The following is a 24,334-nucleotide window of genomic DNA, read 5'->3' on the forward strand; positions in this document are numbered from 1 at the left end:
GGACACACATCGGTGATTGGCCACAGGCCCCTGTAGGAGCGGGTTTACCCGCGAAAGGGCCGGTACAGGCCACTACATGATCAGACCAGCTCCGCCCGCTTCAGCTCACTCTTCAGATAGGCATAGTAGATGGGCCCCGCCACGACACCAGGCAGCCCGAACGCCGCCTCGAATACCAGCATCGCCAGCAGCAATTCCCACGCCTTGGCACTGATCTGCCCACCCACGATCCGCGCGTTGAGGAAGTACTCGATCTTGTGGATGACGACCAGGTAACCCAGCGCCGCTGCCGCCACCCAGATCGACAGCGACAGGCCGACGATGGTGATCAAGGTGTTGGACATCAGGTTGCCGATCACCGGCAGCAAGCCCAGCAGGAAGGTCAGCACGATCAGCGTCTTGGTCAGCGGCAGGTGTACGTCGAACAGTGGCATCACCACGGCCAGGAAAATGCCGGTGAAGATCGTGTTGAGCAGCGAGATCTTGATTTGCGCGAACACGATGTTGCGAAACGCCTTCACCAGCAGGCTAAGACGTTCGAACAGCGCCGCCGCCAGGGGCTTGCGCCGGGAAATATCGGGAATGCGCTGCAAAGCGATGATGGCGCCGAGGATCATGCCGATGAGCATCGTCACGAACATGTGCGCCATGCCCTTGCCCACCAGCTGCAAATCGCTCAGGTGGCTCTTGATCCAGTCGCCGATGGCCACCTTGAACTCTGCGGCACTGGCAGGCAGGTAGCCCTCGATGAAAGGGGGCAACTGGCTGCGGGCTCGCTCGACCAAGGCCATGAACTTGTCCAGCGAGGCGCCGGGGTTTTCCGCCTCGTGCAGCAGGAAGCTGAAGGCACCGGCAATCAGCAGTGTCAGGGTGCTGACCACCAGCGTGCCGAGCAACGCCACGGCCAGCCAGCGCGCGCGTTGGCCAGCAAGCAGCGGTTGCAGGCGCGGGGTCAGCATGTTGACCAGTTCGAACACCAGCAGACCGGCCAGCAGGCTGGGCAGCAACTTCAGGGGCAAAGCCAGCAGCAGCCCAGCCATGACGATGATCAGGCTGGCCAGGGTGATCTGACGGGGGGTAAAGGTCATACAGCCTCGACGGCAGACAGCGGGAATGCCGCAGTCTGCCAGCCTTGGCGGCGCAGGCATAGGCGCAGGTCATTTCTTCTTCAGGCAATCGCTCATGAAGGCCTTGCGCTCGTCCCCCTTCAGGGCTTTGGTGGTGGCGTCAGCATTGCAGGTCTTCATTTTCTCTTGCTGGGTTTGGGGCACATCCTTTTTCAGGCAGGTGCTCATGAACGCTTTGCGTTCATCGCCCTTGAGGGCCTTGGCGGTGGCGTCGGCGTTGCAGGTTTTCATCTTTTCCTGCTGCGCGGTATTGGCAGCGAAACCTTGGGCACTGAACAACACCGCCAGCGCCAGTAACGGGATTTGCAGCACTTTCATGGAGTGGTCTCCTTGGCTCCGCGCCCGATGCACGGGGGTCGAGCTGAGTGTAGCCAAGAATATTCAACGCCCCGCCCGCGCCTGCCGGCGGTACTGCTCCGGCGTACACCGGGCCTGGCGCTGGAACATGGCGATGAACGCCGAGGCGCTGCTGTAGCCAAGGTCGAAGGCGATGGCCTGAATGGGCAGGCCGGCTTCCAGCGCTTCTATGGCACGCAGAAAACGCAGGCGCAGGCGCCATTCGCCAAAGCTGATGCCCAGCTCGCGCAGAAACTGGCGGGCCAGGGTGCGTTCGCTGACGTGTACGCGTGCGGCCCAGTCGGCCAGCGGGCGGTTGTCCCCCGGCTCGGCGCTGAGCGCGTCGAGCACCTGGCGCAAGCCATCGCTGTGGGCAAACGGCAGGTAGCAGGCCAAGGTGGGCGCCAGCAGCAACTGGTCAAGCAGTACCTGTACCAGGCGCTGGTCACGCTCGTCCTCGGCCACCTTCAGATTGCGCCGGGCGAAGTCACCGAGGATGGCCTTGAGGATGTCACTGATCATCAGGCTGCACGGGTGCGGTGGCAGCGCTGCGCACAGGCTGCGGTCGAGATAGATAGAACGGTAGACGATGGCCTGGGGGTTGTAGCAGCCGTGCTCGGTGTCGGGCGGCACCCAAACGGCGTAGTGCGGCGGCGACAGGAAGCGCTGGCCGGCCACATCCAGTTGCATCACGCCGTGGGCGGTGTAGTTCAGCTGGCCCCAGGCGTGTTGATGCACGGCGCTGTGGGTGTCGGCAACGAACTCGTCGTGGCGGAAGTACACCGGGGCCGGCAGTTGGGTGAACTGGGGGATATCGAGGTATTTACGCGGCATGCTGTCTGCTTTGCAGGGTCGGTTGTCTGGATAGAAGTATAGGCTTGTAGACAGACATTCGATAATACAGGCCTATCGAGGACCTGCCTTGCAGGCCTTCGCGGGCTCCCCGCTCCCACAGGATCTGCGCCAGCCTCCAGGCCTGTGTATCCCCCGTAGGAGCGGGTTCACCCGCGAAGGGCTGCAAAGCAGCCCCATTCCAGCCCCCAGCGAGTACCCTGCTGCATGAACTACCTGTTCCCCCTCACCGCCATCCTCATCTGGGCCGGCAACACCGTGGTCACCAAGATGTCCGCCGGTGCCATCCACCCTGCAGAGATCGGCTTCTACCGCTGGTTGCTGGCCGCCTTGCTGTTCACGCCGTTCCTGCTGCCTGCCGTGTGGCGCAACCGCGCAGCCATCCGCCCGCACCTGGCCAAGGTGTTCGTGCTCGGCGTGCTGGGCATGGCGATGTACCAGAGCCTGGCCTACTTCGCCGCCGGCATCACCAGTGCCACCAACATGGGCATCATCCTCTCGCTGATGCCGCTGATGTCACTGGCGCTGTCCATCGCCTGGCTGGGCCAGCGCCTGAGCTACGGTGCCCTGCTGGGCGCGGTGGTGTCATTCTTCGGCGTGCTTGAAGTGGTCAGTGCCGGCCATCCCGCCAGCCTGCTGCAGCAAGGGCTGAACAGCGGCGATCTGTTGATGCTGGTGGCAACCTTGGCCTACGCGCTCTACAGCTTCCTGCTGAAGAAATGGCAGCTGCGCCTGCCGCCGATGCAGCTGCTGTACCTGCAGGTGTTGGTGGCCATCGTCGTGTTGCTACCGCTGTTCCTGCTGTCAGACAAGACCGGCCTGAACAGCCACAACATCGGCCTGGTCCTGTATGCCTGCGTACTGGCTTCGATGATCGCGCCGCTGGTGTGGATGCAGGCCGTACACCGCCTGGGGCCCAGCCGCACCACACTGTTCTTCAACTTGCTGCCGCTTGTCACTGCGCTGATCGCCGCCGTGGTGCTCGACGAACAACTGGCCAGTTACCACCTCGTCGGCGGCTTGCTGACCCTGGCCGGCGTAGTGCTGGCCGAACGCTGGACCACGCCGATCCGCCGCCAAGGCACTTGAGCTAAAGCCCCGCCGCCTTGAGCCGGGCAGCATGTTCGGTGAATAGCCGCACAGGCTCCGCGCCTTTGCCCACGGCACCGAGCGACTGGTTGACGATGTCCAGGTGATCGAGCGGGTAATCGTCGCCGATCACCTGCCCCAGGTGCGAACTGAAACGCCCGACCATGCCGTCGCAATGGCCCTTTTCCTTGATGAAACTGCGTGCGAACAGGCGGCAGAAGCGGCTGCTGCCGTCAAAGCGGTTGCGCCCCTGGTCTGTCAGGCCGGGCTGCAAGGTGCCAGACCAGGAGTAATAGCGGACGCCATTGACCTCATAGGCCCCTTCCCCACCCCAGGTTTGCGGCAGGCCCTGTGGATAAGCCTGGTTGAACAGTGCCACCCCGGCGCTGGTCAGCGACTGGTGCGAGGCGTGCACATCTACCGGCAGCGGGTCGCGACGCCAGCCGGTTTCCAGCCACACCAGCAGCACGGCAAACCCATGCAGCAGGGCCTTGAGGATGCGCCCCTGGGGTGAATCGCCCGGTGCGGTGCGTTCCAGGTGGTCGGCCAGCTCGGAGCCATGATTGGGCCCCGCCACCGAGGTGACCGACGCCACCCGCCCCGGCTGTTTGGCCGCTGCGTAACGCGCGCTCAGGGCGCCCTGGCTGTGGCCGATGAGGTTGACCTTGTCAACGCCGGTACGTTGGCAGATATCTTCGATGATCGCCAGCAACTGCTCGCCGCGTACCTCGCTGGAATGCAGCGGCGAAACCTGCACCGGAAACACCTGCGCCCCGCCCTTGCGCAAGGCCGGCACAATGCCGAACCAGTAGGGGTAGAGCACCATCCGGACAAACCCGAGCATGCCCGGCACCAGCACCAGCGGGTATCGCGTGGCCAAATCCTGCTGCATTGCCGCAGCTCCTTTGCGTGTAGGACGGGCCAACACTACAGCGGCCATGATGACCATCGCAATCGAACTCCTGGCGCGCGCTGTGGTTCAAAACCACACAGACCCTTTGCAAGGAGCGGGACCATGTACAAGCAGACCCTGGCAATCCTTCTGGCAAGCGCCACCCTGGCCGCCTGCGGCAGCCGCCCGGAAAACCCGGTGGATTACGTCACCTACCGCGATGAGCCGCTGGTCAAGCAGGTGGAGAACGGTATGACCATGCAGAAGGTCATCGCCATTGGCGGCAGCCCGTCGAGCGTGATCGACCTGCCGCACGGGGGCACCTGCAACGACTACATCCTCAACCACGATGGCAAGCAGCAGCCCTATTACGTGCGCTTCGATGCCACCGGCCATGTGGATGCCAAAGGCTTCAAGACCTGCAAGCAACGCCAGGAGGACAGCGACGCCCTGCATGGCGCGTAAGCCTGTGTTCCGACCCGACCCTGACCCCTGCTGGAGATAACCATGAGCAATGTTGAACTGACCGATGTGAAAACCCTGCGCGAGCGTGCACGCCAGCATGTGGAGCAAGGCGCAGTGACCGAGGGTTACCACGCCGACCGTGAACAGATCCTGCGCCTGCTTAATGAATCGCTGGCCACCGAGCTGGTCTGTGTGCTGCGCTACAAGCGCCACTACTTCATGGCCAGCGGCATCAAAGCCAGTGTGGCTGCCGAGGAGTTTCTGGAACATGCCAACCAGGAAGCCGAACATGCCGACAAGCTGGCCGAACGCATCGTGCAACTGGGCGGGGAGCCGGACTTCAACCCCGACAACCTGACCAAGAACTCGCATGCCCAGTACGTGGCCGGCAATTCGCTGAAAGAGATGGTGCTGGAAGACCTGGTGGCAGAGCGCATTGCCATCGACAGCTACCGCGAGATCATTCAGTACATCGGGGATAAAGACCCGACTACCCGTCGTATCTTCGAAGACATCCTGGCGCAGGAAGAGGAGCACGCGGACGATATGTCCGACCTGTTGCAAGGTCTTTGATTTCTGACACCCTCAAGGGGCCGCTTTAGCGGCCCCTTGCTATTTCCGCGCTTTCACCGCCGCCGGCGCCTTGCCTGCCTTCATCTGCTGCAACAACGGTGTGCACTGGTTCGGGTCATCCCCGCTGCTGGGCGCAATCAGCGCCAGCAACCCCGCCGCCGGCCCTGCCACCACCCCCAGCGCAACCATCCCTGCGCCACGCAACGCCAGCGGCAATGCCTGCACACCGGCGTTCGGCTTGGCGAACGGTCCGCGCACATACAGGGGGGAACGCAGCGAGAACAACCGCAGCCCTTTCGATTCCGGGGTGATGTTCAAATCCAGTTGCTCGGAAGCGAAATTCGCCGTGCCGTCGATGTAGATGATCGCGTTCTCGGTATCGAAGATGAACAGCCGCGTAGTCGCCAGGCCATCCTTGATGCCTACATCGGCTGCCGCACAGTTGATCTTCACGTCCTCGTCACCAAACAGCTTGCCGACCACATAGTTGCCTACGTTCAACCCGGCGATTTCCATCAGGCTACGGCTGATGGCGCCATCGTTGATCAGCATGCGCAGGTCGCCATTGGCGGTACCCAGCAAGGCGGCTACCGAGTTGCCACGGCCGCTGATGTCGGCGTCGCCATTGAGCTCACCAAAGCTGGTCTGCATTGGCGCAAAGGTGGGGAACAGTTGCTTGAGCTTGAAGCCCCGCGCAGTCAACTTCGCGCGCCCCTGCAAGGGCACGCTTCGCCCGTCCAGGCGGATGTTGGAGGCCAGGCTGCCGCCGGCCACGCCAAAGCGCAGGGGCTCCAGGCGCAACAGGCCGTCTTCGAGCACCACATGGGCCGACAGGTCAGTGAACGGCAGTTGCGCGCTGTGCACGATGCGCTTGCCAGCAAAGGTGACATCAGCGTCCATTGCCCGCCAACGCTCGGTGCGAAACGCCTCCACTGGCAGCACCTTGCCTGCAGGCTGCTTGCTGGCACCGCCGCGGGCCTTCTGTTCGGCATTGGAGTCGGCACCGATCAGCGGCGCCAGGTCCTTGAACAGCAACTGGTTCGATACCAGGTTGCCGGACAGTCTGGGCCGTGGCTGGCTGGCAACGAAGGCCAGGTCCCCATGGATATCGCTGTCGCCGATCTTGCCGTTGAAGCCCTGGTAATTGAACGACGCCCCTTGCGCCGCCTGCAGGTTGGCGCGTAGGTGGCCGTCGGTGGAATAGGCCGGGGTGTCAGGCAAGGTGACGCCGGTCAATGGGTAGAGGTTGCCCAGGCTGGCACCCGACAAACGCAGGCGCAGGTCGAGGGCACCAAGGTTGCGCGGGTCGGTGAGGGTGCCGGCGAGCACCACATGGGTGTCGGCGATGCGCACGTCGGCCTGCAGCGGGAACGGCTGGCTGGCGTCCTGCAGGGCCAGCAGGCCACCGATCTTGCCGGTGCCGGACACTGGCTGGCCTTTGTAGCGGCCCTGGGCCTTGAGGCCGAAGGCATAGTCCTGCGCACCGCCGGCCTTCTCGGCGCTGGCCTTGCCGACAATTTCACTGAACGGGATTGGTTTGCCAAGCGGGTCGATCTGCACCTTCATGCTGGTTTTCAGGGTCTGGTCGTCGAAGCTGACGTTGCCTTGGTCAAAGCCGATGGCGCCGATGTCCAGCTGCCATTTGGAAGGTTCGGCGTTTTCATCCTTGGGGCCGAAGTCGAAGACCCAGTTGGCGCGGCCATCGGCCAGGCGAGTGAGGCTGGCAGTGGGCTTGGTGAGGTTGATGCGGGGTATGCTGATCTGCTGGAACACCAGCGGCAGCGGCGCCAGGCGAAACTCCACGCGCTCAAGGCCGACCATCTTCGGCTCCTTGAGCCACTCGGGGTTGCCCAGCGTCAGGTCTTCGGCAATGAAGTGCGGCCAAGGCACCCAGGCACGCCAACCGCCCTCTTCGGGCTCGGTACGCCAGTGCACGGCGAGGTTGCCGTTGATCGCGAAGGGCCGATGCAAGGCTTCGGAGACCTTCTCGTTGAGCAGTGGCTTGACGCGGTTCCAGTCGAAGGTGGCAATTACTACCACCAGGATCGCCAGCACGGTAAGCAGGCTGGCGAGGGTCCAGACGAGGATTCTGGCGGGACGCGTCATTGCGTAATTCTCCTTGCGGCATGACAGAAAACAGGCGCTGCGATGGCCTCAATAACTCCGACTGATGAAAACCCGTGAGGTTTTATCAATGGCGCCATGATAGCGAAGTTTTTCCTGGCCCTTTGCTCAGGAATGTGTCGCGCCAGACTGCACATGTTACCCACCGCCAACAGGGGCCGGTGGTTGCCTGAATGGCTGCAAGGTCCGGAATAGAGGCACTGCAACCCTCTATCAATATGGTCGATTGTTACCATTACCCGTATGAACTTCTCTCTGGCGTTACGCGGCGTAGCATTGGCTTCGTACCCACTTTCCAGCCCCCGAGAGGAGCACCGAAATCATGAAACGCCATCTGCTGACCCTGACCCTGTCCCTTCTGGCCGCCAACGCTTTCGCCCTGCCGGCGTCCGAGCAACACCTGACGTCCGAAGCGCGCTCCAGCGCAGCCGAAATCGCCCAGCCGCTGAACACCGTAGCTGAAGGCGGCTCCGATCGCCTGATCGAACGTTCTGGCCGTGTTGCCGAAGGTGGCTCCGATCGCCTGATCGAACGTTCTGGCCGCGTTGCTGAAGGTGGCTCCGATCGCCTGATCGAACGTTCTGGCCGTGTTGCCGAAGGTGGCTCCGATCGCCTGATCGAACGTTCTGGCCGTGTTGCCGAAGGCGGCTCCGATCGTCTGATCGAACAAGCTGGCCGTGTCGCTGAAGGTGGCTCGGATCGCCTGGTTGAACTCAGCCGTATGAGCTGATCGCCATGGCCGAAAAGAACAACTTCTGTCACAACGCTTGCTCCCCTCCAGGCCCGGTCCATTGACCGGGCTTTGTTTTTTTATCTAGAGTGCCCAGCCTGACCGTTACAGAAGCCCGCACCATGCTGCCGCGCGCCGAACAGAAGCTACAGACCCGCCAGGCCCTGCTCGATGCCGCCTGCCTGCTCATGGAGAGTGGCCGTGGTTTCGGCAGTATCAGCCTGCGCGAGGTGGCGAAGACAGCTGGCATCGTGCCGACCGGCTTCTATCGGCATTTCTCCGACATGGACGCCCTGGGCCTGGCACTTGTCGCCGAAATCGACACCACCTTCCGCCAGACCATCCGCCTGGTGCGCCAGAACGAATTCGAACTGGGCGGCATCACCGACGCCTCGGTGCGCATCTTCCTCGACGTGGTAGCCGCCCACCGCGCGCAGTTCCTGTTCCTGGCCCGCGAGCAGTACGGCGGTGCACAGGCCGTGCGCCAGGCCATTGCCCGCCTGCGCCAGGATATCAGCGACGACCTTGCCACCGACCTTGCGCGCATGAAGCGCTGGCAACACCTGGACAGCGCCGCGCTTGCGGTGATGGCCGACCTGGTGGTGAAGACCGTGTTCGCCACCCTGCCCGAGCTTATCGACAACCCGGAAGCGGGTTATCCACAGGCCCTGACGCCGCAGGAAAAGATCACCCAGCAATTGCGCTTCATCTTTGTCGGGGCGCGGCATTGGCAGGGGCTCGGCAACCCAGGCTACTGAAAACCCCACTTCTGCTACCATGGCGCCCTGCCCGACAGCGACGAGCGCCCAAATGTCCGACCCCTGCCCCACCCTGCCCGAACTGGCCCGCTTCAACCAGCACTTCGCCGAACGCATCGTGCCGCTGTGGCAAGGCCCGGGCTGGAACGCCGACATGGCCCTGCCCTACGAAGCGCTGGACGCCCAGCACCAACCGTTGCCGGTGCAGCGCTACCGGGCCATGGCCTGTGCACGCCAGCTGTACGTGTTCAGCAGCCGTATCGGCCAACCGGGCGCCGCCGAACGCGCCGCAGCCCTGTTTCGCTCGCTGCAAAAGCACTTCCACGATGCCGAGCACGGGGGCTGGTTCTACAGCATCGACGCCCACGGCAAGCCGCTGGACCGGCGCAAGGACCTGTATACCCACGCCTTCATCGTGTTCGCCTGCGCGCACTACTGGGGCAAAGTGCGCGAAAACCTGGTGGAGTCCACGTTGAATGCCGCGCTGGACATCATCGACCAGCAGTTCGCCCGTGACGATGGCCTGTACGAAGCCTGCCTGGGCGAAGACTGGGCCAACCTCGGCAGTGGCCCGCTGCAGAATCCGCAGATGCACCTGGCCGAAGCGTTCCTGCAGGTACTGGCTGTGCGTGACGACGAACATGTCCGCCAGTCGCTGCTGCAATTGTGTCAGGCGCTCGAGGCGCATTTCATTGAACCGGCCCATGGCCTGATGCTGGAAAAGCCACGCGGGGCTGTGGATAACTGGTTCGAGCCTGGGCACCAGTTCGAGTGGTTCTATCTGCTGCATACCTCCCCGCTGCTGCGTGACACGCCGCTGCACGCGTCGATAGACCGGGCCTTCGGCTTTGCCGAGCAATTCGGGGTGAAGGATGCGGCCGTACTGGCCATGCTGAATGTGGATGGCCGGGTGCTTGATGCCTCCCAGCGTATCTGGGCGCAGGCCGAGTACCTGCGGGCGCTTACATTGCGTGAAGGCAGTGAAGCAAAGCTCGCGGGGCAGTTAGGCGCCCTTTCAGCGCGGTTCCTGCGTGACGCCGGCTGGTATGAGTGCCGAGGGGGTGACGGCGCGGTGAGCAGGGATGACATGCCATCGACCACGCCTTATCACTTGGCTACCTGCCTGGAAGGGCTGAATCAGGCGAACTTCTGACTGTCCATACAACGAACCTGTCAGGGGTGAGCGTTTCCCTCTGCCGGAAGCATCTCCCCACGCCTATGTTGGTGCTCCTTTCTCGAACGTTCAGGAGTAACCAACATGGAAGCAGAAGCCTTCAAGGCATTTGTCGAAGAGCAGATCAACCGAGCGGCACAGAAGATAATCGATCACGGCCACCGCTATGACGAGCACTCCCATGGCAAACTCAGCTACCTGCTAAGCCTGCGCCGTGTCATCAATTGCAAAGCAACGGCCGAGGACATGGGCCGGCATGACGCCATCAACGATGTCCTTCAAGCGTTAGGCATCATCCCTAAAGAAAGAACCGGCTTTTACTATATCAACTGAGCGATGCGTTGCTCCGCGAACCGGATCTTTCCGGTTCGCGCCTCGTGCTTAGCCTTTTGATCGGTCGATCGAGAACCCTGCCCAGTCCTGGCTCACCGGCATCAGTTCAAGGCTGTTGATATTGATGTGCGCCGGCTGGTTGAGGATCCAGAAGATGGTCTCGGCAATATCCTGTGGCTGAATCGGCTCCGCACCCGCGTAGGTAGCATCGTACTTGGCCTGGTCACCCCCGAAGCGCACCAGCGAGAACTCGCTCTCGCACAGGCCCGGCTCGATGTTGCTCACACGCACGCCGGTACCGCGCAGGTCGCAACGCAGGCTCAGCGAGAACTGGCCGACGAAGGCCTTGGTGCCGCCATACACGTTGCTGCCCGGGTACGGATAGTTGCCCGCCACCGACCCGACGTTCAGGATCGACGCGCCGCGGCCATGGGCGATGAGCCGTGGCAGCAGCAGGCGAGTGGTGTACATCAGGCCCTTGATGTTGGTGTCGACCATGGTTTCCCAGTCGTCCAGGCTGCAGTTCTGCGCAGCATCCACACCCAGTGCCAAGCCGGCGTTGTTGACCAGACCGCGAATCTTTTCAAAGCCGGCCGGCAGATTGGCAATAGCCTGCTCCATGGCCTTGCGGTCACGCACGTCCAGCACCAGGCCATGCACTTCGGTCTTGGCCGACAGTTCAGCGCACAGGGCATCCAGGCGCTCTTTGCGGCGCCCAGTGAGTACCAGCTTCCAGCCGGCTTCTGCGAAGCGGCGGGCGGTGGCCTCGCCGAAACCGGAAGTCGCGCCAGTGATGAATACGGTGGACGTCATGCTGTGTTCCTCACGGTAGGTTGTCATGGCAGCTTTGCAGCATGCCCGCGCCTGGCCTTGGCAGCAAGCCGTTCAGGGGCTGTTCATTTTTTGTTCATATTCTGCAAACCCTTGCGGCAGAGGGCTCGCCGCCAGGTATACGCATGTTATCCACAAGGCTTTCCCCACGGATTGGGGGCAACTTGTCCACTGCACGGAACCCTTTCAGCAGGTTGTGGTCGGTGGATATCTTGGCGATGATGGCGCAAGGCTTTCAAACATGCCGCCTGCAGCGGTCTGTCCAAGGTTTTTACACAGAGTTATCCACAGGATTGGCACTGCACTTGAAGCGCACGCAGAGATTTTGAAAGCTTGGGAAAATCATCCACAACGGAGATATGAACAAAAAATGATCAAATCGCTACAGGGCTTGATACTCAAGGCCTTGAGCGATATGCCACCATGTTTTCCACAGGCGGCTCCACACTATCCGTGGAAAAGAGTTGGCCTGTGGAAACAATGGCTTGCGAAGGAATATGGGTGTGTTTAGGGAGAAGGGAACGACAAGTTTTCCACATTGAGAAGGGGGCTGCATCGCAGCCCCTGCATACAACTCAGTGCCCGCCCAGATAAGCGTTACGCACTTCCTCATTGACCAACAGTTCCTGCCCGGTCCCGGTCATGCGAATCTGCCCGTTGACCATCACATAGGCCCGGTCCGACAGTTTCAGCGCATGGTTGGCGTTCTGCTCCACTAGGAAGATGGTCATCCCGGTCTTGGCCAGCTCTCGCAAAGTCGAGAAGATCTGCTTGACCACGATCGGCGCCAGCCCCAGCGAGGGCTCGTCCAGCAACAGCAACTTCGGCCGGCTCATCAGCGCCCGGGCAATCGCCAGCATTTGCTGCTCGCCACCGGACATGGTCATGGCCCGCTGGTTACGCCGCTCCTTCAACCGCGGGAACAGCTCGTACATACGCTGCATGTCTTCGTCGGCATGCTTGTCGCCGATGGGGATGGTACCCATCATCAGGTTTTCCTCGACGGTCATGTCGGGAAACACCCGGCGCCCCTCCGGCGACTGGGCAATGCCGTTGGAGGCGATGTAGTGCGAGGATTTGCGGGTAATGTCGGTGCCGCGGTACACGATATGCCCGGATGCCGCCCGCGGCTGGCCGAAAATCGACATCAGCAGGGTCGACTTGCCGGCACCGTTGGCGCCGATCAGGCTTACCGTCTCGCCCTCGTTGATGTGCATCGAGACTTTCTTCAGTGCCTGGATCGGCCCATAGAACACGTCCAGGTCTTTCAGCTCGAGAATGGGTGCACTCATACCAGTTCCTCTTCGTCTGCACCCAGGTAGGCGGCAATCACCGTCGGGTTGTGGCGGATGTCCTGCGGCGCACCTTCGGCAATCACGTTGCCGTGGTCCAGCACCACGATATGGTCGGAGATGCTCATGACCATGCCCATGTCGTGCTCGATCAGCACCACAGTGATGTCGTGCTCGTCACGCAGCACACGGATCATGCGGCTGAGTGCCTCGGTTTCCTGCGGGTTAAGGCCCGCCGCCGGTTCGTCCAGGCAGATGATCTTCGGCCGCGTGCACATGGCCCGGGCGATTTCCAGACGCCGCTGCTGGCCGTACGACAGCTCGCCGGCCAGGCGGTTGGCGCAATCAACCAGGTCCACCACTTCCAGCCAGTAGAAGGCGTGGTCCAGTGCATCGCTTTCGGCCTTGCGGTAGGCCTTGGTGTTGAGCACCCCGGCCAGCAAGTTGCGGTTGACCCACATGTGCTGGGCCACCAGCAGGTTCTCCACCACCGACATTTCCTTGAACAGGCGAATGTTCTGGAAGGTGCGCGCCAGGCCGGCGCGATTGACCAGGTGGGTACCGCCGAACATCTTGTAGTACATACGGTTGGCAAAGCGCGCAGGCGACACGAAGTCGGCCGCCTGGAAGCGTTCGCCGAGCAGTTGGATGACGTTGGTGTGGCTGCCGCGCACGTTCAGTTCGATACGTCCGCCACTGGCCTTGTAAAAGCCGGTCAGGCAGTTGAACACCGTGGTCTTGCCGGCGCCGTTGGGGCCGATCAGGGCAAAGATCTGGTTGCGCCGGACCTTCAGGCTGACGTCGCTGAGCGCCTTGATGCCACCGAACTGCATCATCAGGTTGTCGACCGAGAGAATGATATCGTCGCTCATGGCGCCACTCCTTTACGTGGGGTCACACCGGTACGGCTGATACGGATCAGCCCACGCGGTCGCCAGATCATCATCAGCACCATCAGCACGCCGAACAGCAGCACCCGGTACTCGGAGAAGCTGCGCAGCAGTTCCGGCGCCACGGTCAGCACGAACGCCGCGATGACCACACCCACGGTCGAGCCCATGCCACCCAGCACGACGATGGCGAGGATCAGCGCCGACTCGAAGAATGTGAATGACGACGGGTTGACGAAGCCCTGGTAGGTGGCGAAGAACACCCCCGCCAGACCGGCAGTCGAGGCGCCCAGGGTAAAGGCCGACAGCTTGACCAGCACGTGGTTCAGGCCCATCGAACGGCAGGCGATCTCGTCTTCGCGCAGCGCTTCCCAGGCCCGGCCGACCGGCATGCGAGTCAGGCGATGCTTGATGTACAGCACTGCCAGCACGACCAAGAACAGCACCGCGTAGATGAACACGAACTTGAGGCTGGCGTTGTACTCGAAGCCGAAGAACTCGTGGATCGGCACCCCGCCATCCTTGGCCCGGCGGCCGAACTCAAGGCCGAAGAAGGTGGGTGAAGGTGCCGGCATGCCGTTGGGGCCACCGGTGAACGATAGCCAGTTGTTCAGCACCAGGCGGATGATCTCGCCAAAGCCCAGTGTCACGATCGCCAGGTAGTCACCGTGCATGCGCAACACCGGGAAGCCGAGGATGCACCCCGCCAGCGCTGCAGCGATGGCCGCCAGCGGCAGCACGCTCCAGAAGCCCAGCCCCAGGTACTGGTAACCCAGCGCCAGGCCGTAGGCACCGATGGCATAGAACGCCACGTAACCCAGGTCGAGCAGGCCGGCCAGGCCGACCACGATGTTCAGGCCAAGGCCCAGCAATACGTAGATCAGGCCGAGGATGACCACGGTCAGCAGGTACTTGTTGGCGAAGATCGGGAAAATGATGGCAATCACGATCAGCGCGGGGATGATGTAACGCAGACGCGACTTGTAGTCCGGTGCGGTCACATGCACGCCCGAGCCACCGCTGTCGAAGCCCAGGAGCATGCGCTGCCCGGGGGCAGTCTGCAGGAACAGGCTGAGCAGGAAGCGCCCCACCATCACACCGCCGACCAGCCAGGCCACGCGGCGCGGCTCGGCATTGAAGGTGTAGCCGTCGAGCACCACACCAACGACCGGGCCAAACACGATAAGTGCCAGCAGGCCAGCGACAATGGTCTCCAGCAGGCTGCGTTTAAGGTCGAAACCCTTGGTTTCGCTAACAGAGGCAGTTTTGGCAACGGACATGTTCACACCTTAGCCACGAGCGGGCGACCCAGCAGGCCTTGTGGGCGGAAGATAAGGATCATCACCAGCAGCGAGAAGCTGAACACATCCTTGTAGTCGGAGTTGATCAGGCCTGAGAACAGCGACTCGGAAATACCCAGGATGATCCCGCCGAGCATGGCCCCCGGCAGCGAGCCGATACCCCCGAGCACTGCGGCAGTGAACGCCTTGATACCGATGATGAAGCCGGCGTAGAAGTCGAAGGTGCCGTAGTTCATGGTGATGAGCACGCCGGCCAGGGCGGCCATCACTGCACCGATGACGAACACGTAGGAAATCACCCGGTCGGTGTTGATACCCAGGATCGAGGCCATCTTGCGGTCTTGCTGGGTAGCACGGCACATGCGGCCGAGCTTGGTGTACTTGATCACGTAGGTCAGCAGGCCCATGCCGACAAAGGCCGCCACCAGGATGAAGATCTTGGTATATGTCAGTTGCACGAAGCCGGACCCGACTTCGACACGCATGGCGCCTTCCAGCAGGGTTGGCACGCCTTGCTGGCGGGCGCCCTGGCTGATCTGTGCATAGTTCTGCAGGATCAGCGAAATGCCGATGGCACTGATCAGCGGTGCCAGGCGGGTAGAGTTACGCAGCGGTTTGTAGGCGATGCGCTCGATGGTGAAACCATAAACGCCGGTGACGACGATGGTGAACAACAAGGTGCCCAGCATCAGCAGGGGGAACGATTCGACACCGAAGTAAGCCAGCAATGCCAGGCTGATCGCCGCGAGGTAAGCGGAGATCATGTACACCTCGCCGTGCGCGAAGTTGATCATGCCGATAATGCCATAGACCATTGTGTAGCCGATGGCGATCAGGCCATAGACCGACCCGAGGGTCAGGCCGTTGACCAGTTGCTGCAGGAAAATACCATCCATAACGCAATCTCACCTGATTGAGATTGCACGAGCGCCGACCACGGCGCGGGCCACCTGTGCGGGGCCCTCGCAGCGCAGAACTGTGCAGATCTACGAATAAAGACAGGTACCGCGGGGCTTGGGCCCGAGCAACCGCCCGGGCCGCGGGCCGTTGTTATTTTTGTTTTTCCAGCTGGTGGTATTTACCGGTCTTGTCCCACTGGTAGACCACGTAGTCGGAGACGGTCAGGTCGCCCTTGCTGTCCCACTTCTTCTCACCCATGACGGTCTGCACCGGGTTGGCCTTGAGCCACTTGGCAGCGTCCTCGCCCTTGTTCGACTTCGCGCCATTGAAAGCGGCAGCCAGAGCCTGCAGCGAAGCGTAGGCGTACAGGGTGTAGCCCTCAGGTTCGGTGCCGGCCTTGCGGAACTCCTCCACCACCGCCTTGCTGTCTGGCAGCAGGCGCGGGTCGGCACCGAAGGTCATGTACACGCCGTCAACGTATTGCGCGCCGCCGGCGGTAGACACCAGTTCGTCGGTGACGATGCCATCATCGGACATGAACTTGACGTCCTTCAGGCCCTGCTCGCGCAGCTGGCGTACCAGCGGGCCGGCTTCCGGGTGCAGGCCGCCGAAGTAGACCACGTCGGCACCGGTAGAGCGGATCTTGGTGACCACCGCGCTGAAGTCTTTCTCGCCACGGGTCAGGCCTTCGTACAGCACAGGCTTCACGCCGCGTTTTTCCAGCTGCGCCTTGGTCGCGTCGGCCAGGCCCTGACCGTAGGTGTCCTTGTCGTGCAACACCGCGACCTTCTTGCCCTTGAGCACGTCGACGATGTAATCGCCAGCGACGATACCCTGCTGGTCGTCACGGCCGCACATGCGGAACATGGCGCTCAGGCCGCGCTCAGTGACCTGTGGGTTGGTGGAACCTGGGGTGATGGCGATCACGCCCGCCTCGTCATATACCTCGGAGGCCGGGATCGTGTTGGAAGAACAGAAGTGGCCCACCACGCCAATCACCTTGTCCTGATCGACCAGGCGGTTGGCCACGGCCACGGCTTGCTTCGGCTCACAGGCGTCATCGCCTTTGACCAGGACGATTTTCTCGCCATTCACGCCACCGGCGGCGTTGATCTTGTCGGCCGCTGCCTGCGCACCTTTCATGTACTGCTCGCCAAACGCTGCGTTTGCCCCGGTCATGGGGCCCGCTACACCGATCTTGACGTCGGCCTGAACATACGAAGAAACACCCAGTGCCGTAGCCACGGCCAGAGCCAGGAAACCTTTCTTGTAAAACGTCTGCGACATGAGGTGGTGCTCCTAGAGTTTTTTTGGTTGGCACTACAACTTCTCAGCCCGGTACTCAGAGCAAGGGCCGTGCCATCGGTTTTGTCTTCCGGGAAAACACACTGTGAAGGGTGCCTGCAGGCGACGGGCGGCCTTTTCTTTATTGAGCGTGCAACCGTCTGCCACGCGGCAGGCGCCACCACACGTACAGACAAGGAGCAACCGTCGAGTGCCATCATTGCAACCCTGGCAAGTGTTTACGTGCAACCGCCCTGTAACAGCGGACGTCACCGAACTGCACACCGCTGGTGCGCGACTGCTACAGGCGGCACCGTTTCAAGGCTAGCTGGTGCACGGAAAAACACCTCTGTTTTGGCTGTTTCGGCCTCTTCACGGGCACGCCAGCTCCCACAATAGGAGCAGGTCCCCGCACCGTGTAGGAGCGGGCTTGCCCGCGAAGAGGCCGGAACAACCACACAAGGTGGAAAAGGCTGGCACAATGTCCGCCAATCGCCGCTTCCGGAGCCCCCTTGATGAGCGAAAGCGCATTCGCCGAGCGCATCGTGCACAACCTGCTCGACACCGACTTCTACAAACTCACCATGATGCAGGGTGTGCTGCACAACTACCCGGACGCCGACGTCGAATGGGAATTCCGCTGCCGCAACGGTGAGGACCTGCGCCCCTACCTCGGCGAAATTCGCAATCAGCTCGAACGGCTTGCCGACCTCACCCTGGACGATGGCCAGCTGGCCTTCCTCGAACGCATCAGCTTCCTCAAGCCCGACTTTTTACGCTTTCTGCGCCTGTTCCGCTTCAATCTGCGTTACGTGCACGTCGGCATCGAAAATGATCAGCTGTTCCTGCGCCTGAAAGGTCCGTGGCTGCATGTGATCCTGTTCGAAGTGCCGCTGCTGGCCATCATCAGCGAAGTACGCAACCGCAATCTGCACCCGCACATGCGCCTGGCCGAGGCGCGGGATCAGTTGTACCGCAAGTTCGACTGGCTGCGTGCGCATGCCAGCGACGACGAGCTGGCCGAACTGCAGGTGGCCGACTTCGGCACCCGCCGGCGCTTTTCCAGCCGCGTGCAGGAGGAAGTGGCAAGGGTGCTGCGCGACGACTTCCCCGGCCGTTTTGTCGGCACCAGCAACGTCGACCTGGCATGGAAACTGGATATCAAGCCGCTGGGCACCATGGCCCACGAGTGGATCATGGCCCACCAGCAGCTCGGCCCACGGCTGATCGACAGCCAGATCGCTGCGCTGGACTGCTGGGTACGCGAGTACCGCGGCCTGCTCGGCATCGCCCTGACCGACTGCATCACCATGGATGCCTTCCTCGGCGATTTCGACCTGTACTTCGCCAAGCTGTTCGACGGCCTGCGCCATGATTCGGGCGAGCCGGTAGCCTGGGCGGAGAAGGCCATTGCCCATTACCAGAAACTGGGTATCGACCCGATGACCAAGACGCTGGTGTTTTCCGACGGCCTCAACCTGACCCGCTCGCTGGAAATTTTCCGCGCCCTGCGCGGACGCATCAACGTCAGCTTTGGCATCGGCACCAACCTGACCTGCGACATCCCAGGTGTGGCACCCATGAACATCGTGCTTAAAATGACCGACTGCAACGGCGCGCCGGTGGCCAAGATTTCTGATGAAGCCGCCAAGACCCAGTGCCGCGACGAGAACTTCGTCGCCTACATGCGTCACGTATTCAAAGTCCCCAGCAAGGAGTAACCCATGCAAGCGGTTCAGCAAGAGATTGCCCAGGCGCTGAAGGTACAGCCGCCGTTCGCCGACGCGGCAGCGCTCGAGGCCGAAGTCGCCCGACGGGTGGCGTTCATCAAGGACTGTCTGGCCAATGCTCGACTCAAGACCTTGGTGCTGGGCATCAGCGGTGGCGTCGACTCACTGACTGCCGCCCTGCTCGCCCAGCGCGCCATCAACGAGCTGCGCGCCGAGACCGGCGACAAGGCCTACACCTTCATTGCCGTGCGCCTGCCGTACCAGGTACAGCATGACGAGCATGACGCCCAGGCATGCCTGGATGTGATCAAGGCAGATGAAGTTCACACGGTGGATATCGCCCCGGCAGTGCGTGCATTGGCAGCCGAAGTGGCGGCGTTGAAGAATGGCTCGCCGACGTTGGTGGACTTCGTGGTGGGCAACGTCAAGGCACGTACCCGAATGGTCGCCCAGTACACCATCGCTGGCGCCCGCGCAGGTCTGGTGATAGGAACCGACCACGCCGCCGAGGCGGTGATGGGCTTCTTTACCAAGTTTGGTGATGGTGCCTGCGACCTGGCGCCGTTGAGTGGGCTGGTGAAGAATCAGGTGCGGGCGATTGCGCGCAGCTTCGGTGCGCCGGAGTCACTGGTGGAAAAGGTGCCAACGGCCGACTTGGAAGACCTGGAGCCGGGCAAGCCGGACGAGGCGTCACATGGCGTGACCTACGCGCAGATCGATGCCTTCCTGCATGGGCAGCCGGTTGACCAGGCAGCGTTCGACATCATCGTCGCCACCTACCGCAAGACCCAGCACAAGCGCGAACTGCCGTTCGCTCCTTGATAAGTGGCCTGCAGGAGCGGGTTCACCCGCGAATACGAGGGTGAACCCACCGACGCATTCGCGGGTGAACTCGCTCCTGCAGGGTTCGCCGTCAGCCTTTGATTACTTGACGATGACCTTGCCTTTCATCATCGAGATGTGGCCCGGGAAGGTGCAGAAGAAGCTGTAGTCACCACCGGCTTCCAGCTTGGAAGTGTCGAACTTCACTTCGGTTTCTTTCTCAGGCGCGCCGATCATCTTGGTGTGGGCGATGATCGCGGCGTTGTCAGCCTTCAGGTAGTCCTTATCCAGACCCTGGCTCATGCCTTCGGTGGCAATGGCCTGCATGTCGGCAGTCTTGCTGATCACCAGGTTGTGGCCCATGACGTTCTTCGGCAGGTTGCCAGAGTGGGTCAGTTTGACGGTGAATTCCTTGCAGCTCTTGTCGACAGTGAATTCCTTGCTGGTGTAGGACATCTGGTCAGTCGAGTCGACAGTGACCGAGCACTCGGCGGCGAAGACAGAAGCGCTGGCGAGGGTCAGCAGGGATACCGCTACAGCTTTCGCAAACATCATGAATCTCCTTGGCAGGGTTTTATCAATTGCGAGACTGCCTGAAACCGTTCAGCCCCTTGCTGATATGGGTCAAGGGGGCGTCAAGAGGCCAGCCAGTAGAATTGTTCAATGGATTGTATACAACAAATCTAAGGGCACATCATGCCCTTTTATTGGACGATGAGACAACCTCTCATTTAGGAGCAATACCAAATGCCCATCTCCAACTTCCTCAATAGCCTGCTCGCCGCCTACGCCCACGGGGCCACAGGAGCCATCTGCGAATTCTCCCGGCCAGAATGAACCGGCCTTGGAAGTGACCGGCATGCGCCGTAACCTGTGCGCCTCAGTGACAGGAGATGAGCAATGCCCGTACGTTCCGTTTGTGTGTTCTGCGGCGCCAGCATGGGCGCCAACCCTGCCTACCGTGAAGCAGCCGTCGCGCTGGGCCAGGCCATTGCCCGCCGTGGCTTGACCCTGGTGTATGGCGGTGGCGCGGTCGGCTTGATGGGTGTGGTGGCCGACGCGGCCATGGCGGCCGGTGGCGAAGTGGTCGGGATCATCCCGCAGAGCCTGCTGGACGCTGAAGTCGGCCACAAGGGCCTGACCCGCCTGGAAGTGGTGGATGGCATGCATGCGCGCAAGGCCCGCATGGCCGAGCTGAGCGATGCCTTCATTGCCTTGCCGGGTGGGCTGGGTACGCTGGAGGAACTGTTCGAAGTGTGGACCTGGGGGCAGCTGGGCTATCACGCCAAGCCGCTCGGGCTACTGGATGTGAACGGCTTCTACGACAAGCTGGGCGGGTTCCTCGACCATATCGTCGAAGAAGGTTTCGTGCGCCCGCAACACCGGGCGATGTTGCTGCTGGGGCAGCAGCCGGACGAGCTGCTGGACGGGATGGACAGCTTTGTGGCGCCGGTCGCGCCTAAGTGGGTCGACAAGCAGCCTGATTGACCCAGATGGATGGGCCGAACACTGACCCTGTAGGAGCGGGTTCACCCGCGAATCGATAGTGGATCTACCGACGCATTCGCGGGTGAACCCGCTCCCACAGGGCTCTATGTAGCCTTCAAGATCAGCGGGGAATGACAGGCTGACGCGGCTTCTTGTTGCCCTTGCCGCCCTTGCTCGCCTCTTTGCGCTCCTTGGCCGCCTGCTGGTTACGCGCAAACGCTTCGGCCTTGGCCTTCTCGCGCTTGTCCCACGGCTTGCTGCCATCACTGCCACGCGGCGGCAGGCCGGTGTGCTGGGTGAGGATCTTCTGATCCTTGCCCACCTTGTGGCTACCTGCAGGGGTCGAGTTCTTCCGGCGCGCGCTCTGATAAGTATCGGTCTGCGGCTGGTGCAGCGGGATCAGTTGGTGCTTGCCCGGCCCGATCAGGTCGGCGCGGCCCATTCGCTGCAGCGCTTCACGCAGCATCGGCCAGCCCTTCGGGTCGTGATAGCGCAAGAACGCCTTGTGCAGACGGCGTTGCTCGTCGCTCTTGACGATCTCCACCCCTTCGCTCTTGTAGGTCACCTTGCGCAGCGGGTTCTTGCCTGAGTGGTACATGGCCGTGGCCGAGGCCATTGGCGACGGGTAGAACGCCTGTACCTGGTCGGCGCGGAAGCCGTTGCCCTTCAGCCACAGGGCCAGGTTCATCATGTCTTCGTCGGTGGTACCGGGGTGCGCGGCAATGAAGTACGGGATCAGGTACTGCTCCTTACCCGCTTCTTTCGAGAACTTCTCGAACATGCGCTTGAAGCGGTCGTAGGTGCCGATACCCGGCTTCATCATCTTGTCCAGCGGGCCACGCTCGGTGTGCTCCGGGGCAATCTTCAGGTAGCCGCCAACGTGGTGGGTGACCAGTTCCTTGACGTACTCCGGCGATTCCACTGCCAGGTCGTAGCGCAGGCCGGAAGCAATCAGGATCTTTTTCACACCCGGCAAGGCACGGGCCTTGCGGTACAGCTCGATCAACGAGCTGTGGTCGGTATTGAGGTTTTCGCAGATGCCCGGGAACACGCACGACGGTTTGCGGCAGTGCTTCTCGATCTCGGGGCTTTTGCAGGCGATGCGGTACATGTTGGCAGTCGGCCCGCCAAGGTCCGAGACCACGCCGGTGAAGCCCGGCACCTTGTCACGCATCTCTTCGATTTCGTGCAGGATCGACTCGTGCGAGCGGTTCTGGATGATGCGGCCTTCGTGCTCGGTGATCGAGCAGAAGGTACAGCCACCGAAGCAGCCACGCATGATGTTCACCGAGAAACGGATCATCTCGTAGGCCGGGATGCGCTCCTTGCCATAGGCCGGGTGCGGCACACGGGCGTAAGGCATGCCGAACACGTAGTCCATTTCCTCGGTGCTCATGGGGATGGGTGGCGGGTTGAACCACACATCCACTTCACCATGCTTCTGCACCAGCGCGCGGGCGTTGCCCGGGTTGGTCTCCAGGTGCAGCACGCGGTTGGCATGGGCATAGAGCACCGGGTCGTTACGCACCTTTTCGAACGATGGCAGGCGGATCACCGACTTTTCCCGGGTCACGGCCGGGCTGTCGAGAATTTGCACCACCTTGGCTTCGTTCGGGTCTTCCTGGTCGCCCTTGGCCTGCTCGATGGCGCAGGCCTGGGTGTCCTGGGTGTTCACGTACGGGTTGATGATCTTGTCGACGCGCCCCGGGCGGTCGATACGGGTGGAGTCGATCTCGTACCAGCCCTGCGGGGTATCGCGGCGCACGAAGGCGGTGCCGCGTACGTCGGTGATGGTCTCGATCTTCTCACCGTTGGACAGGCGCTGGGCCACCTCGACCACCGCACGCTCGGCGTTGCCGAACAGCAGGATGTCGGCGCTGGCGTCGATCAGGATCGAGTGACGAACCTTGTCCTGCCAGTAGTCGTAGTGGGCGATGCGGCGCAGCGAAGCCTCGATGCCGCCGAGCACGATCGGCACATGCTTGTAGGCCTCCTTGCAGCGCTGGCTGTACACCAGGCTGGCACGGTCCGGACGGCTGCCGGCCAGACCACCCGGGGTGTAGGCATCGTCGGAACGGATCTTCTTGTCCGCGGTGTAGCGGTTGATCATCGAGTCCATGTTACCGGCGGCCACGCCGAAGAACAGGTTCGGTTCGCCGAGCTTCATGAAGTCGTCTTTTGACTGCCAGTTCGGCTGGGCGATGATGCCCACGCGGAAGCCCTGGGCCTCCAGCAGACGGCCAATGATGGCCATGCCGAACGACGGATGGTCGACGTAGGCATCACCGGTCACGATGATGATGTCGCAGGAATCCCAGCCGAGCAGATCCATCTCCTCCCTGCTCATTGGCAGGAAAGGTGCTGGCCCGAAGCATTCGGCCCAGTACTTGGGATAGTCGTAGAGTGGTTTGGCTGCTTGCATGTCAGTGACCGGTTCTGGTGTGCAGGGAAATCGCGGGCGCGGAATATAGCACAAATTTTGACCAAATCCGACTGGATTCGTGGGGATTGGTGGGCGGGGCGACGGTTGGGGGATGGACGTGGCAGGTGGTTGGGTTGAGGGGTGTAGTGGGGTTGCCAGGTGTTCGACAGAATCCTTGCAGCGCCTGTGAGATCAAGCGCCGCGCGGGCGGCGCTCGATCTCATAGGCGCTGAAACTGTTGCGGCGAACTCCTGGCGGCCTTCATGCAACCTGAAGCCAACCCCTCACTGCCTCATCCACAGCTCAGCATCATCCATCAGCGCCTTGGCCATCGCACTCAGGTAATGGGCAGCCCAGATCATCATCGGCTTCTCATCCATCAACCCGGTGATGGTCAGTTCGCGCACATAGCCCATCAACTCCGAAGACTGCTCGCGGGCGTCTCTACACTGGATCCCGGGCTCGATGCGGAACAACGGGTGGGGTAAACCCGCTCCCACAGGTACGGTGCAACTCTTGAAGCCTATGGTGAACCTGTAGGAGCGGGTTCACCCGCGAAAGGGCCAGCCCAGGCAATCAACGAAGCCTTACAGCAGGCCCCTGCCCCTGCATCGGGTTGTCTTCAAGAAAAGGGGGATCGTGGGGTGGATCGGGGCAAGGCGATTACTCACAGGAAAACCTGAGCCTGCTTAGACCGATGGCGATCGCGCCCCCTGCTGAGCGATCGCAATTCCTTCAGATTTTTACTGAATGTTTAGCCTATCCAACCCTGAGAAAGTGCTAACCAGCTAATTATTGGTGCTTTTTTCTTTATCTATTAAGAATTGTAGGAATCAACCTTCTAGTCTTAGTAAAAAATCCTACATTAACTTTCCTCAACAAATCCCGAGAAGATCTTGAACCCCAAAAAAAACAAGTGCT

Annotated in this window: 25 protein-coding genes; 11 read left to right on the forward strand and 14 right to left on the reverse strand. The window is 61.7% G+C overall.

Features of this window, described 5'->3' with window-relative positions; translation table 11 throughout:
• Positions 1-80 precede the first annotated feature (80 nt).
• The 3 genes from V7787_RS31965 to V7787_RS31975 all read right to left on the reverse strand — a co-directional run bounded on the left by V7787_RS31965 (position 81) and on the right by V7787_RS31975 (position 2,297).
• Positions 81-1,088, reverse strand: a complete 1,008-nt coding sequence (locus tag V7787_RS31965) for an AI-2E family transporter (protein ID WP_014592570.1) — start codon at positions 1,086-1,088, stop codon at positions 81-83.
• Positions 1,089-1,157: 69 nt separating this feature from the next.
• Positions 1,158-1,445 (reverse strand): PsiF family protein, encoded by a 288-nt coding sequence (locus V7787_RS31970; RefSeq protein WP_014592571.1) that lies wholly within the window; start codon positions 1,443-1,445, stop codon positions 1,158-1,160.
• A gap of 63 nt (positions 1,446-1,508) precedes the next feature.
• Positions 1,509-2,297, reverse strand: a complete 789-nt coding sequence (locus V7787_RS31975) for an AraC family transcriptional regulator (RefSeq protein ID WP_064492499.1) — start codon at positions 2,295-2,297, stop codon at positions 1,509-1,511.
• A 225-nt stretch (positions 2,298-2,522) separates the two neighbouring features.
• On the opposite strand from V7787_RS31975, the gene V7787_RS31980 reads away from it, so the two are divergent.
• Positions 2,523-3,404, forward strand: a complete 882-nt coding sequence (locus V7787_RS31980; protein ID WP_010955459.1) for a DMT family transporter — start codon at positions 2,523-2,525, stop codon at positions 3,402-3,404.
• Position 3,405: 1 nt separating this feature from the next.
• On the opposite strand, the gene V7787_RS31985 is transcribed toward V7787_RS31980, so the two are convergent.
• Positions 3,406-4,296: an esterase/lipase family protein gene (locus tag V7787_RS31985; protein WP_064492500.1), complete on the reverse strand. Its 891-nt coding sequence runs from the start codon at positions 4,294-4,296 to the stop codon at positions 3,406-3,408.
• A gap of 123 nt (positions 4,297-4,419) precedes the next feature.
• Here V7787_RS31985 and osmE point away from each other — a divergent pair, with 123 nt between their 5' ends.
• The gene (gene osmE / locus V7787_RS31990) at positions 4,420-4,761 is read left to right on the forward strand and encodes an osmotically-inducible lipoprotein OsmE (RefSeq protein ID WP_003249613.1); all 342 of its coding nucleotides are present in this window, start codon (positions 4,420-4,422) and stop codon (positions 4,759-4,761) included.
• 42 nt (positions 4,762-4,803) lie between these two features.
• Positions 4,804-5,334, forward strand: coding sequence for a ferritin-like domain-containing protein (locus tag V7787_RS31995; protein ID WP_020192925.1), 531 nt, complete (start codon positions 4,804-4,806; stop codon positions 5,332-5,334).
• A gap of 39 nt (positions 5,335-5,373) precedes the next feature.
• Here the strand turns inward: V7787_RS31995 and V7787_RS32000 are convergent, their stop codons facing one another.
• Positions 5,374-7,440 carry an AsmA family protein gene (locus V7787_RS32000; protein ID WP_064492501.1) on the reverse strand — a complete coding sequence of 689 codons (2,067 nt, stop codon included), beginning with the start codon at positions 7,438-7,440 and terminating at the stop codon, positions 5,374-5,376.
• Between the two features lie 340 nt (positions 7,441-7,780).
• Between V7787_RS32000 and V7787_RS32005 the strand changes: the two genes are divergently transcribed.
• The 4 genes from V7787_RS32005 (at position 7,781) to V7787_RS32020 (ending at position 10,453) form a co-directional block, all read left to right on the forward strand.
• Positions 7,781-8,188: a hypothetical protein gene (locus tag V7787_RS32005; protein ID WP_064492502.1), complete on the forward strand. Its 408-nt coding sequence runs from the start codon at positions 7,781-7,783 to the stop codon at positions 8,186-8,188.
• Positions 8,189-8,310: 122 nt separating this feature from the next.
• Positions 8,311-8,946 (forward strand): TetR family transcriptional regulator, encoded by a 636-nt coding sequence (locus V7787_RS32010; protein WP_003249603.1) that lies wholly within the window; start codon positions 8,311-8,313, stop codon positions 8,944-8,946.
• 52 nt (positions 8,947-8,998) lie between these two features.
• Complete coding sequence (locus tag V7787_RS32015) at positions 8,999-10,099, forward strand: AGE family epimerase/isomerase (RefSeq protein ID WP_064492503.1); 1,101 nt, start codon at positions 8,999-9,001, stop codon at positions 10,097-10,099.
• 105 nt (positions 10,100-10,204) lie between these two features.
• Positions 10,205-10,453, forward strand: a complete 249-nt coding sequence (locus tag V7787_RS32020) for a hypothetical protein (protein WP_064492504.1) — start codon at positions 10,205-10,207, stop codon at positions 10,451-10,453.
• 48 nt (positions 10,454-10,501) lie between these two features.
• Here V7787_RS32020 and V7787_RS32025 read toward each other — a convergent pair whose 3' ends face one another.
• Positions 10,502-11,266: an SDR family oxidoreductase gene (locus V7787_RS32025; RefSeq protein WP_003249597.1), complete on the reverse strand. Its 765-nt coding sequence runs from the start codon at positions 11,264-11,266 to the stop codon at positions 10,502-10,504.
• A gap of 25 nt (positions 11,267-11,291) precedes the next feature.
• Here V7787_RS32025 and V7787_RS32030 point away from each other — a divergent pair, with 25 nt between their 5' ends.
• Positions 11,292-11,795, forward strand: coding sequence for a hypothetical protein (locus V7787_RS32030; RefSeq protein WP_336091402.1), 504 nt, complete (start codon positions 11,292-11,294; stop codon positions 11,793-11,795).
• A 64-nt stretch (positions 11,796-11,859) separates the two neighbouring features.
• Here the strand turns inward: V7787_RS32030 and V7787_RS32035 are convergent, their stop codons facing one another.
• The 5 genes from V7787_RS32035 to V7787_RS32055 all read right to left on the reverse strand — a co-directional run bounded on the left by V7787_RS32035 (position 11,860) and on the right by V7787_RS32055 (position 16,954).
• Positions 11,860-12,576 carry an ABC transporter ATP-binding protein gene (locus V7787_RS32035; protein WP_004576969.1) on the reverse strand — a complete coding sequence of 239 codons (717 nt, stop codon included), beginning with the start codon at positions 12,574-12,576 and terminating at the stop codon, positions 11,860-11,862.
• On the reverse strand, positions 12,573-13,448 hold the full coding sequence (locus V7787_RS32040) for an ATP-binding cassette domain-containing protein (protein WP_010955466.1): 876 nt from the start codon (positions 13,446-13,448) through the stop codon (positions 12,573-12,575). The genes V7787_RS32035 and V7787_RS32040 overlap by 4 nt, the downstream gene beginning before the upstream one ends.
• Positions 13,445-14,746, reverse strand: a complete 1,302-nt coding sequence (livM, locus tag V7787_RS32045) for a high-affinity branched-chain amino acid ABC transporter permease LivM (RefSeq protein WP_064492505.1) — start codon at positions 14,744-14,746, stop codon at positions 13,445-13,447. The genes V7787_RS32040 and livM overlap by 4 nt, the downstream gene beginning before the upstream one ends.
• 2 nt (positions 14,747-14,748) lie before the next feature.
• Positions 14,749-15,663, reverse strand: coding sequence for an ABC transporter permease subunit (locus tag V7787_RS32050; protein WP_003249590.1), 915 nt, complete (start codon positions 15,661-15,663; stop codon positions 14,749-14,751).
• 154 nt (positions 15,664-15,817) lie between these two features.
• On the reverse strand, positions 15,818-16,954 hold the full coding sequence (locus V7787_RS32055) for a branched-chain amino acid ABC transporter substrate-binding protein (RefSeq protein WP_003249588.1): 1,137 nt from the start codon (positions 16,952-16,954) through the stop codon (positions 15,818-15,820).
• 512 nt (positions 16,955-17,466) lie between these two features.
• Between V7787_RS32055 and pncB the strand changes: the two genes are divergently transcribed.
• Both pncB and nadE read left to right on the forward strand, forming a co-directional pair.
• Positions 17,467-18,672 (forward strand): nicotinate phosphoribosyltransferase, encoded by a 1,206-nt coding sequence (gene pncB / locus V7787_RS32060; protein ID WP_049586710.1) that lies wholly within the window; start codon positions 17,467-17,469, stop codon positions 18,670-18,672.
• 3 nt (positions 18,673-18,675) lie between these two features.
• Entirely contained in the window at positions 18,676-19,503 is an 828-nt protein-coding gene (gene nadE, locus V7787_RS32065) for an ammonia-dependent NAD(+) synthetase (protein ID WP_003249583.1), read from the forward strand.
• A 102-nt stretch (positions 19,504-19,605) separates the two neighbouring features.
• On the opposite strand, the gene azu is transcribed toward nadE, so the two are convergent.
• Entirely contained in the window at positions 19,606-20,055 is a 450-nt protein-coding gene (gene azu, locus V7787_RS32070) for an azurin (protein ID WP_003249580.1), read from the reverse strand.
• A gap of 348 nt (positions 20,056-20,403) precedes the next feature.
• Here azu and V7787_RS32075 point away from each other — a divergent pair, with 348 nt between their 5' ends.
• Positions 20,404-20,991 (forward strand): TIGR00730 family Rossman fold protein, encoded by a 588-nt coding sequence (locus V7787_RS32075; RefSeq protein ID WP_003249578.1) that lies wholly within the window; start codon positions 20,404-20,406, stop codon positions 20,989-20,991.
• Between the two features lie 121 nt (positions 20,992-21,112).
• Here the strand turns inward: V7787_RS32075 and V7787_RS32080 are convergent, their stop codons facing one another.
• Positions 21,113-23,413: a YgiQ family radical SAM protein gene (locus tag V7787_RS32080; protein ID WP_014592586.1), complete on the reverse strand. Its 2,301-nt coding sequence runs from the start codon at positions 23,411-23,413 to the stop codon at positions 21,113-21,115.
• A 284-nt stretch (positions 23,414-23,697) separates the two neighbouring features.
• Positions 23,698-23,913 carry a DUF3077 domain-containing protein gene (locus V7787_RS32085; RefSeq protein WP_019438726.1) on the reverse strand — a complete coding sequence of 72 codons (216 nt, stop codon included), beginning with the start codon at positions 23,911-23,913 and terminating at the stop codon, positions 23,698-23,700.
• Between the last annotated feature and the right edge of the window lie 421 nt (positions 23,914-24,334).

It is taken from the genome of Pseudomonas sp. CGJS7 (assembly GCF_036961695.1).

Bases quoted from the DNA above. Each gene is read 5' to 3' on its own strand.
- V7787_RS32015 (WP_064492503.1), top strand. From the start codon at position 8,999: ATGTCCGACCCCTGCCCCACCCTGCCCGAACTGGCCCGCTTCAACCAG.
- V7787_RS32020 (WP_064492504.1), top strand. From the start codon at position 10,205: ATGGAAGCAGAAGCCTTCAAGGCATTTGTCGAAGAGCAGATCAACCGA.
- V7787_RS31985 (WP_064492500.1), bottom strand. From the start codon at position 4,296: ATGCAGCAGGATTTGGCCACGCGATACCCGCTGGTGCTGGTGCCGGGC.
- V7787_RS32010 (WP_003249603.1), top strand. From the start codon at position 8,311: ATGCTGCCGCGCGCCGAACAGAAGCTACAGACCCGCCAGGCCCTGCTC.
- V7787_RS32080 (WP_014592586.1), bottom strand. From the start codon at position 23,413: ATGCAAGCAGCCAAACCACTCTACGACTATCCCAAGTACTGGGCCGAA.
- V7787_RS32025 (WP_003249597.1), bottom strand. From the start codon at position 11,266: ATGACGTCCACCGTATTCATCACTGGCGCGACTTCCGGTTTCGGCGAG.
- V7787_RS32030 (WP_336091402.1), top strand. From the start codon at position 11,292: ATGGCAGCTTTGCAGCATGCCCGCGCCTGGCCTTGGCAGCAAGCCGTT.
- V7787_RS32075 (WP_003249578.1), top strand. From the start codon at position 20,404: ATGCCCGTACGTTCCGTTTGTGTGTTCTGCGGCGCCAGCATGGGCGCC.
- osmE (WP_003249613.1), top strand. From the start codon at position 4,420: ATGTACAAGCAGACCCTGGCAATCCTTCTGGCAAGCGCCACCCTGGCC.
- livM (WP_064492505.1), bottom strand. From the start codon at position 14,746: ATGTCCGTTGCCAAAACTGCCTCTGTTAGCGAAACCAAGGGTTTCGAC.
- V7787_RS31975 (WP_064492499.1), bottom strand. From the start codon at position 2,297: ATGCCGCGTAAATACCTCGATATCCCCCAGTTCACCCAACTGCCGGCC.
- V7787_RS32050 (WP_003249590.1), bottom strand. From the start codon at position 15,663: ATGGATGGTATTTTCCTGCAGCAACTGGTCAACGGCCTGACCCTCGGG.
- V7787_RS32040 (WP_010955466.1), bottom strand. From the start codon at position 13,448: ATGAGCGACGATATCATTCTCTCGGTCGACAACCTGATGATGCAGTTC.
- nadE (WP_003249583.1), top strand. From the start codon at position 18,676: ATGCAAGCGGTTCAGCAAGAGATTGCCCAGGCGCTGAAGGTACAGCCG.
- V7787_RS31980 (WP_010955459.1), top strand. From the start codon at position 2,523: ATGAACTACCTGTTCCCCCTCACCGCCATCCTCATCTGGGCCGGCAAC.
- V7787_RS32055 (WP_003249588.1), bottom strand. From the start codon at position 16,954: ATGTCGCAGACGTTTTACAAGAAAGGTTTCCTGGCTCTGGCCGTGGCT.
- V7787_RS31995 (WP_020192925.1), top strand. From the start codon at position 4,804: ATGAGCAATGTTGAACTGACCGATGTGAAAACCCTGCGCGAGCGTGCA.
- azu (WP_003249580.1), bottom strand. From the start codon at position 20,055: ATGTTTGCGAAAGCTGTAGCGGTATCCCTGCTGACCCTCGCCAGCGCT.
- V7787_RS32000 (WP_064492501.1), bottom strand. From the start codon at position 7,440: ATGACGCGTCCCGCCAGAATCCTCGTCTGGACCCTCGCCAGCCTGCTT.
- V7787_RS31970 (WP_014592571.1), bottom strand. From the start codon at position 1,445: ATGAAAGTGCTGCAAATCCCGTTACTGGCGCTGGCGGTGTTGTTCAGT.
- V7787_RS31965 (WP_014592570.1), bottom strand. From the start codon at position 1,088: ATGACCTTTACCCCCCGTCAGATCACCCTGGCCAGCCTGATCATCGTC.
- pncB (WP_049586710.1), top strand. From the start codon at position 17,467: ATGAGCGAAAGCGCATTCGCCGAGCGCATCGTGCACAACCTGCTCGAC.
- V7787_RS32005 (WP_064492502.1), top strand. From the start codon at position 7,781: ATGAAACGCCATCTGCTGACCCTGACCCTGTCCCTTCTGGCCGCCAAC.
- V7787_RS32035 (WP_004576969.1), bottom strand. From the start codon at position 12,576: ATGAGTGCACCCATTCTCGAGCTGAAAGACCTGGACGTGTTCTATGGG.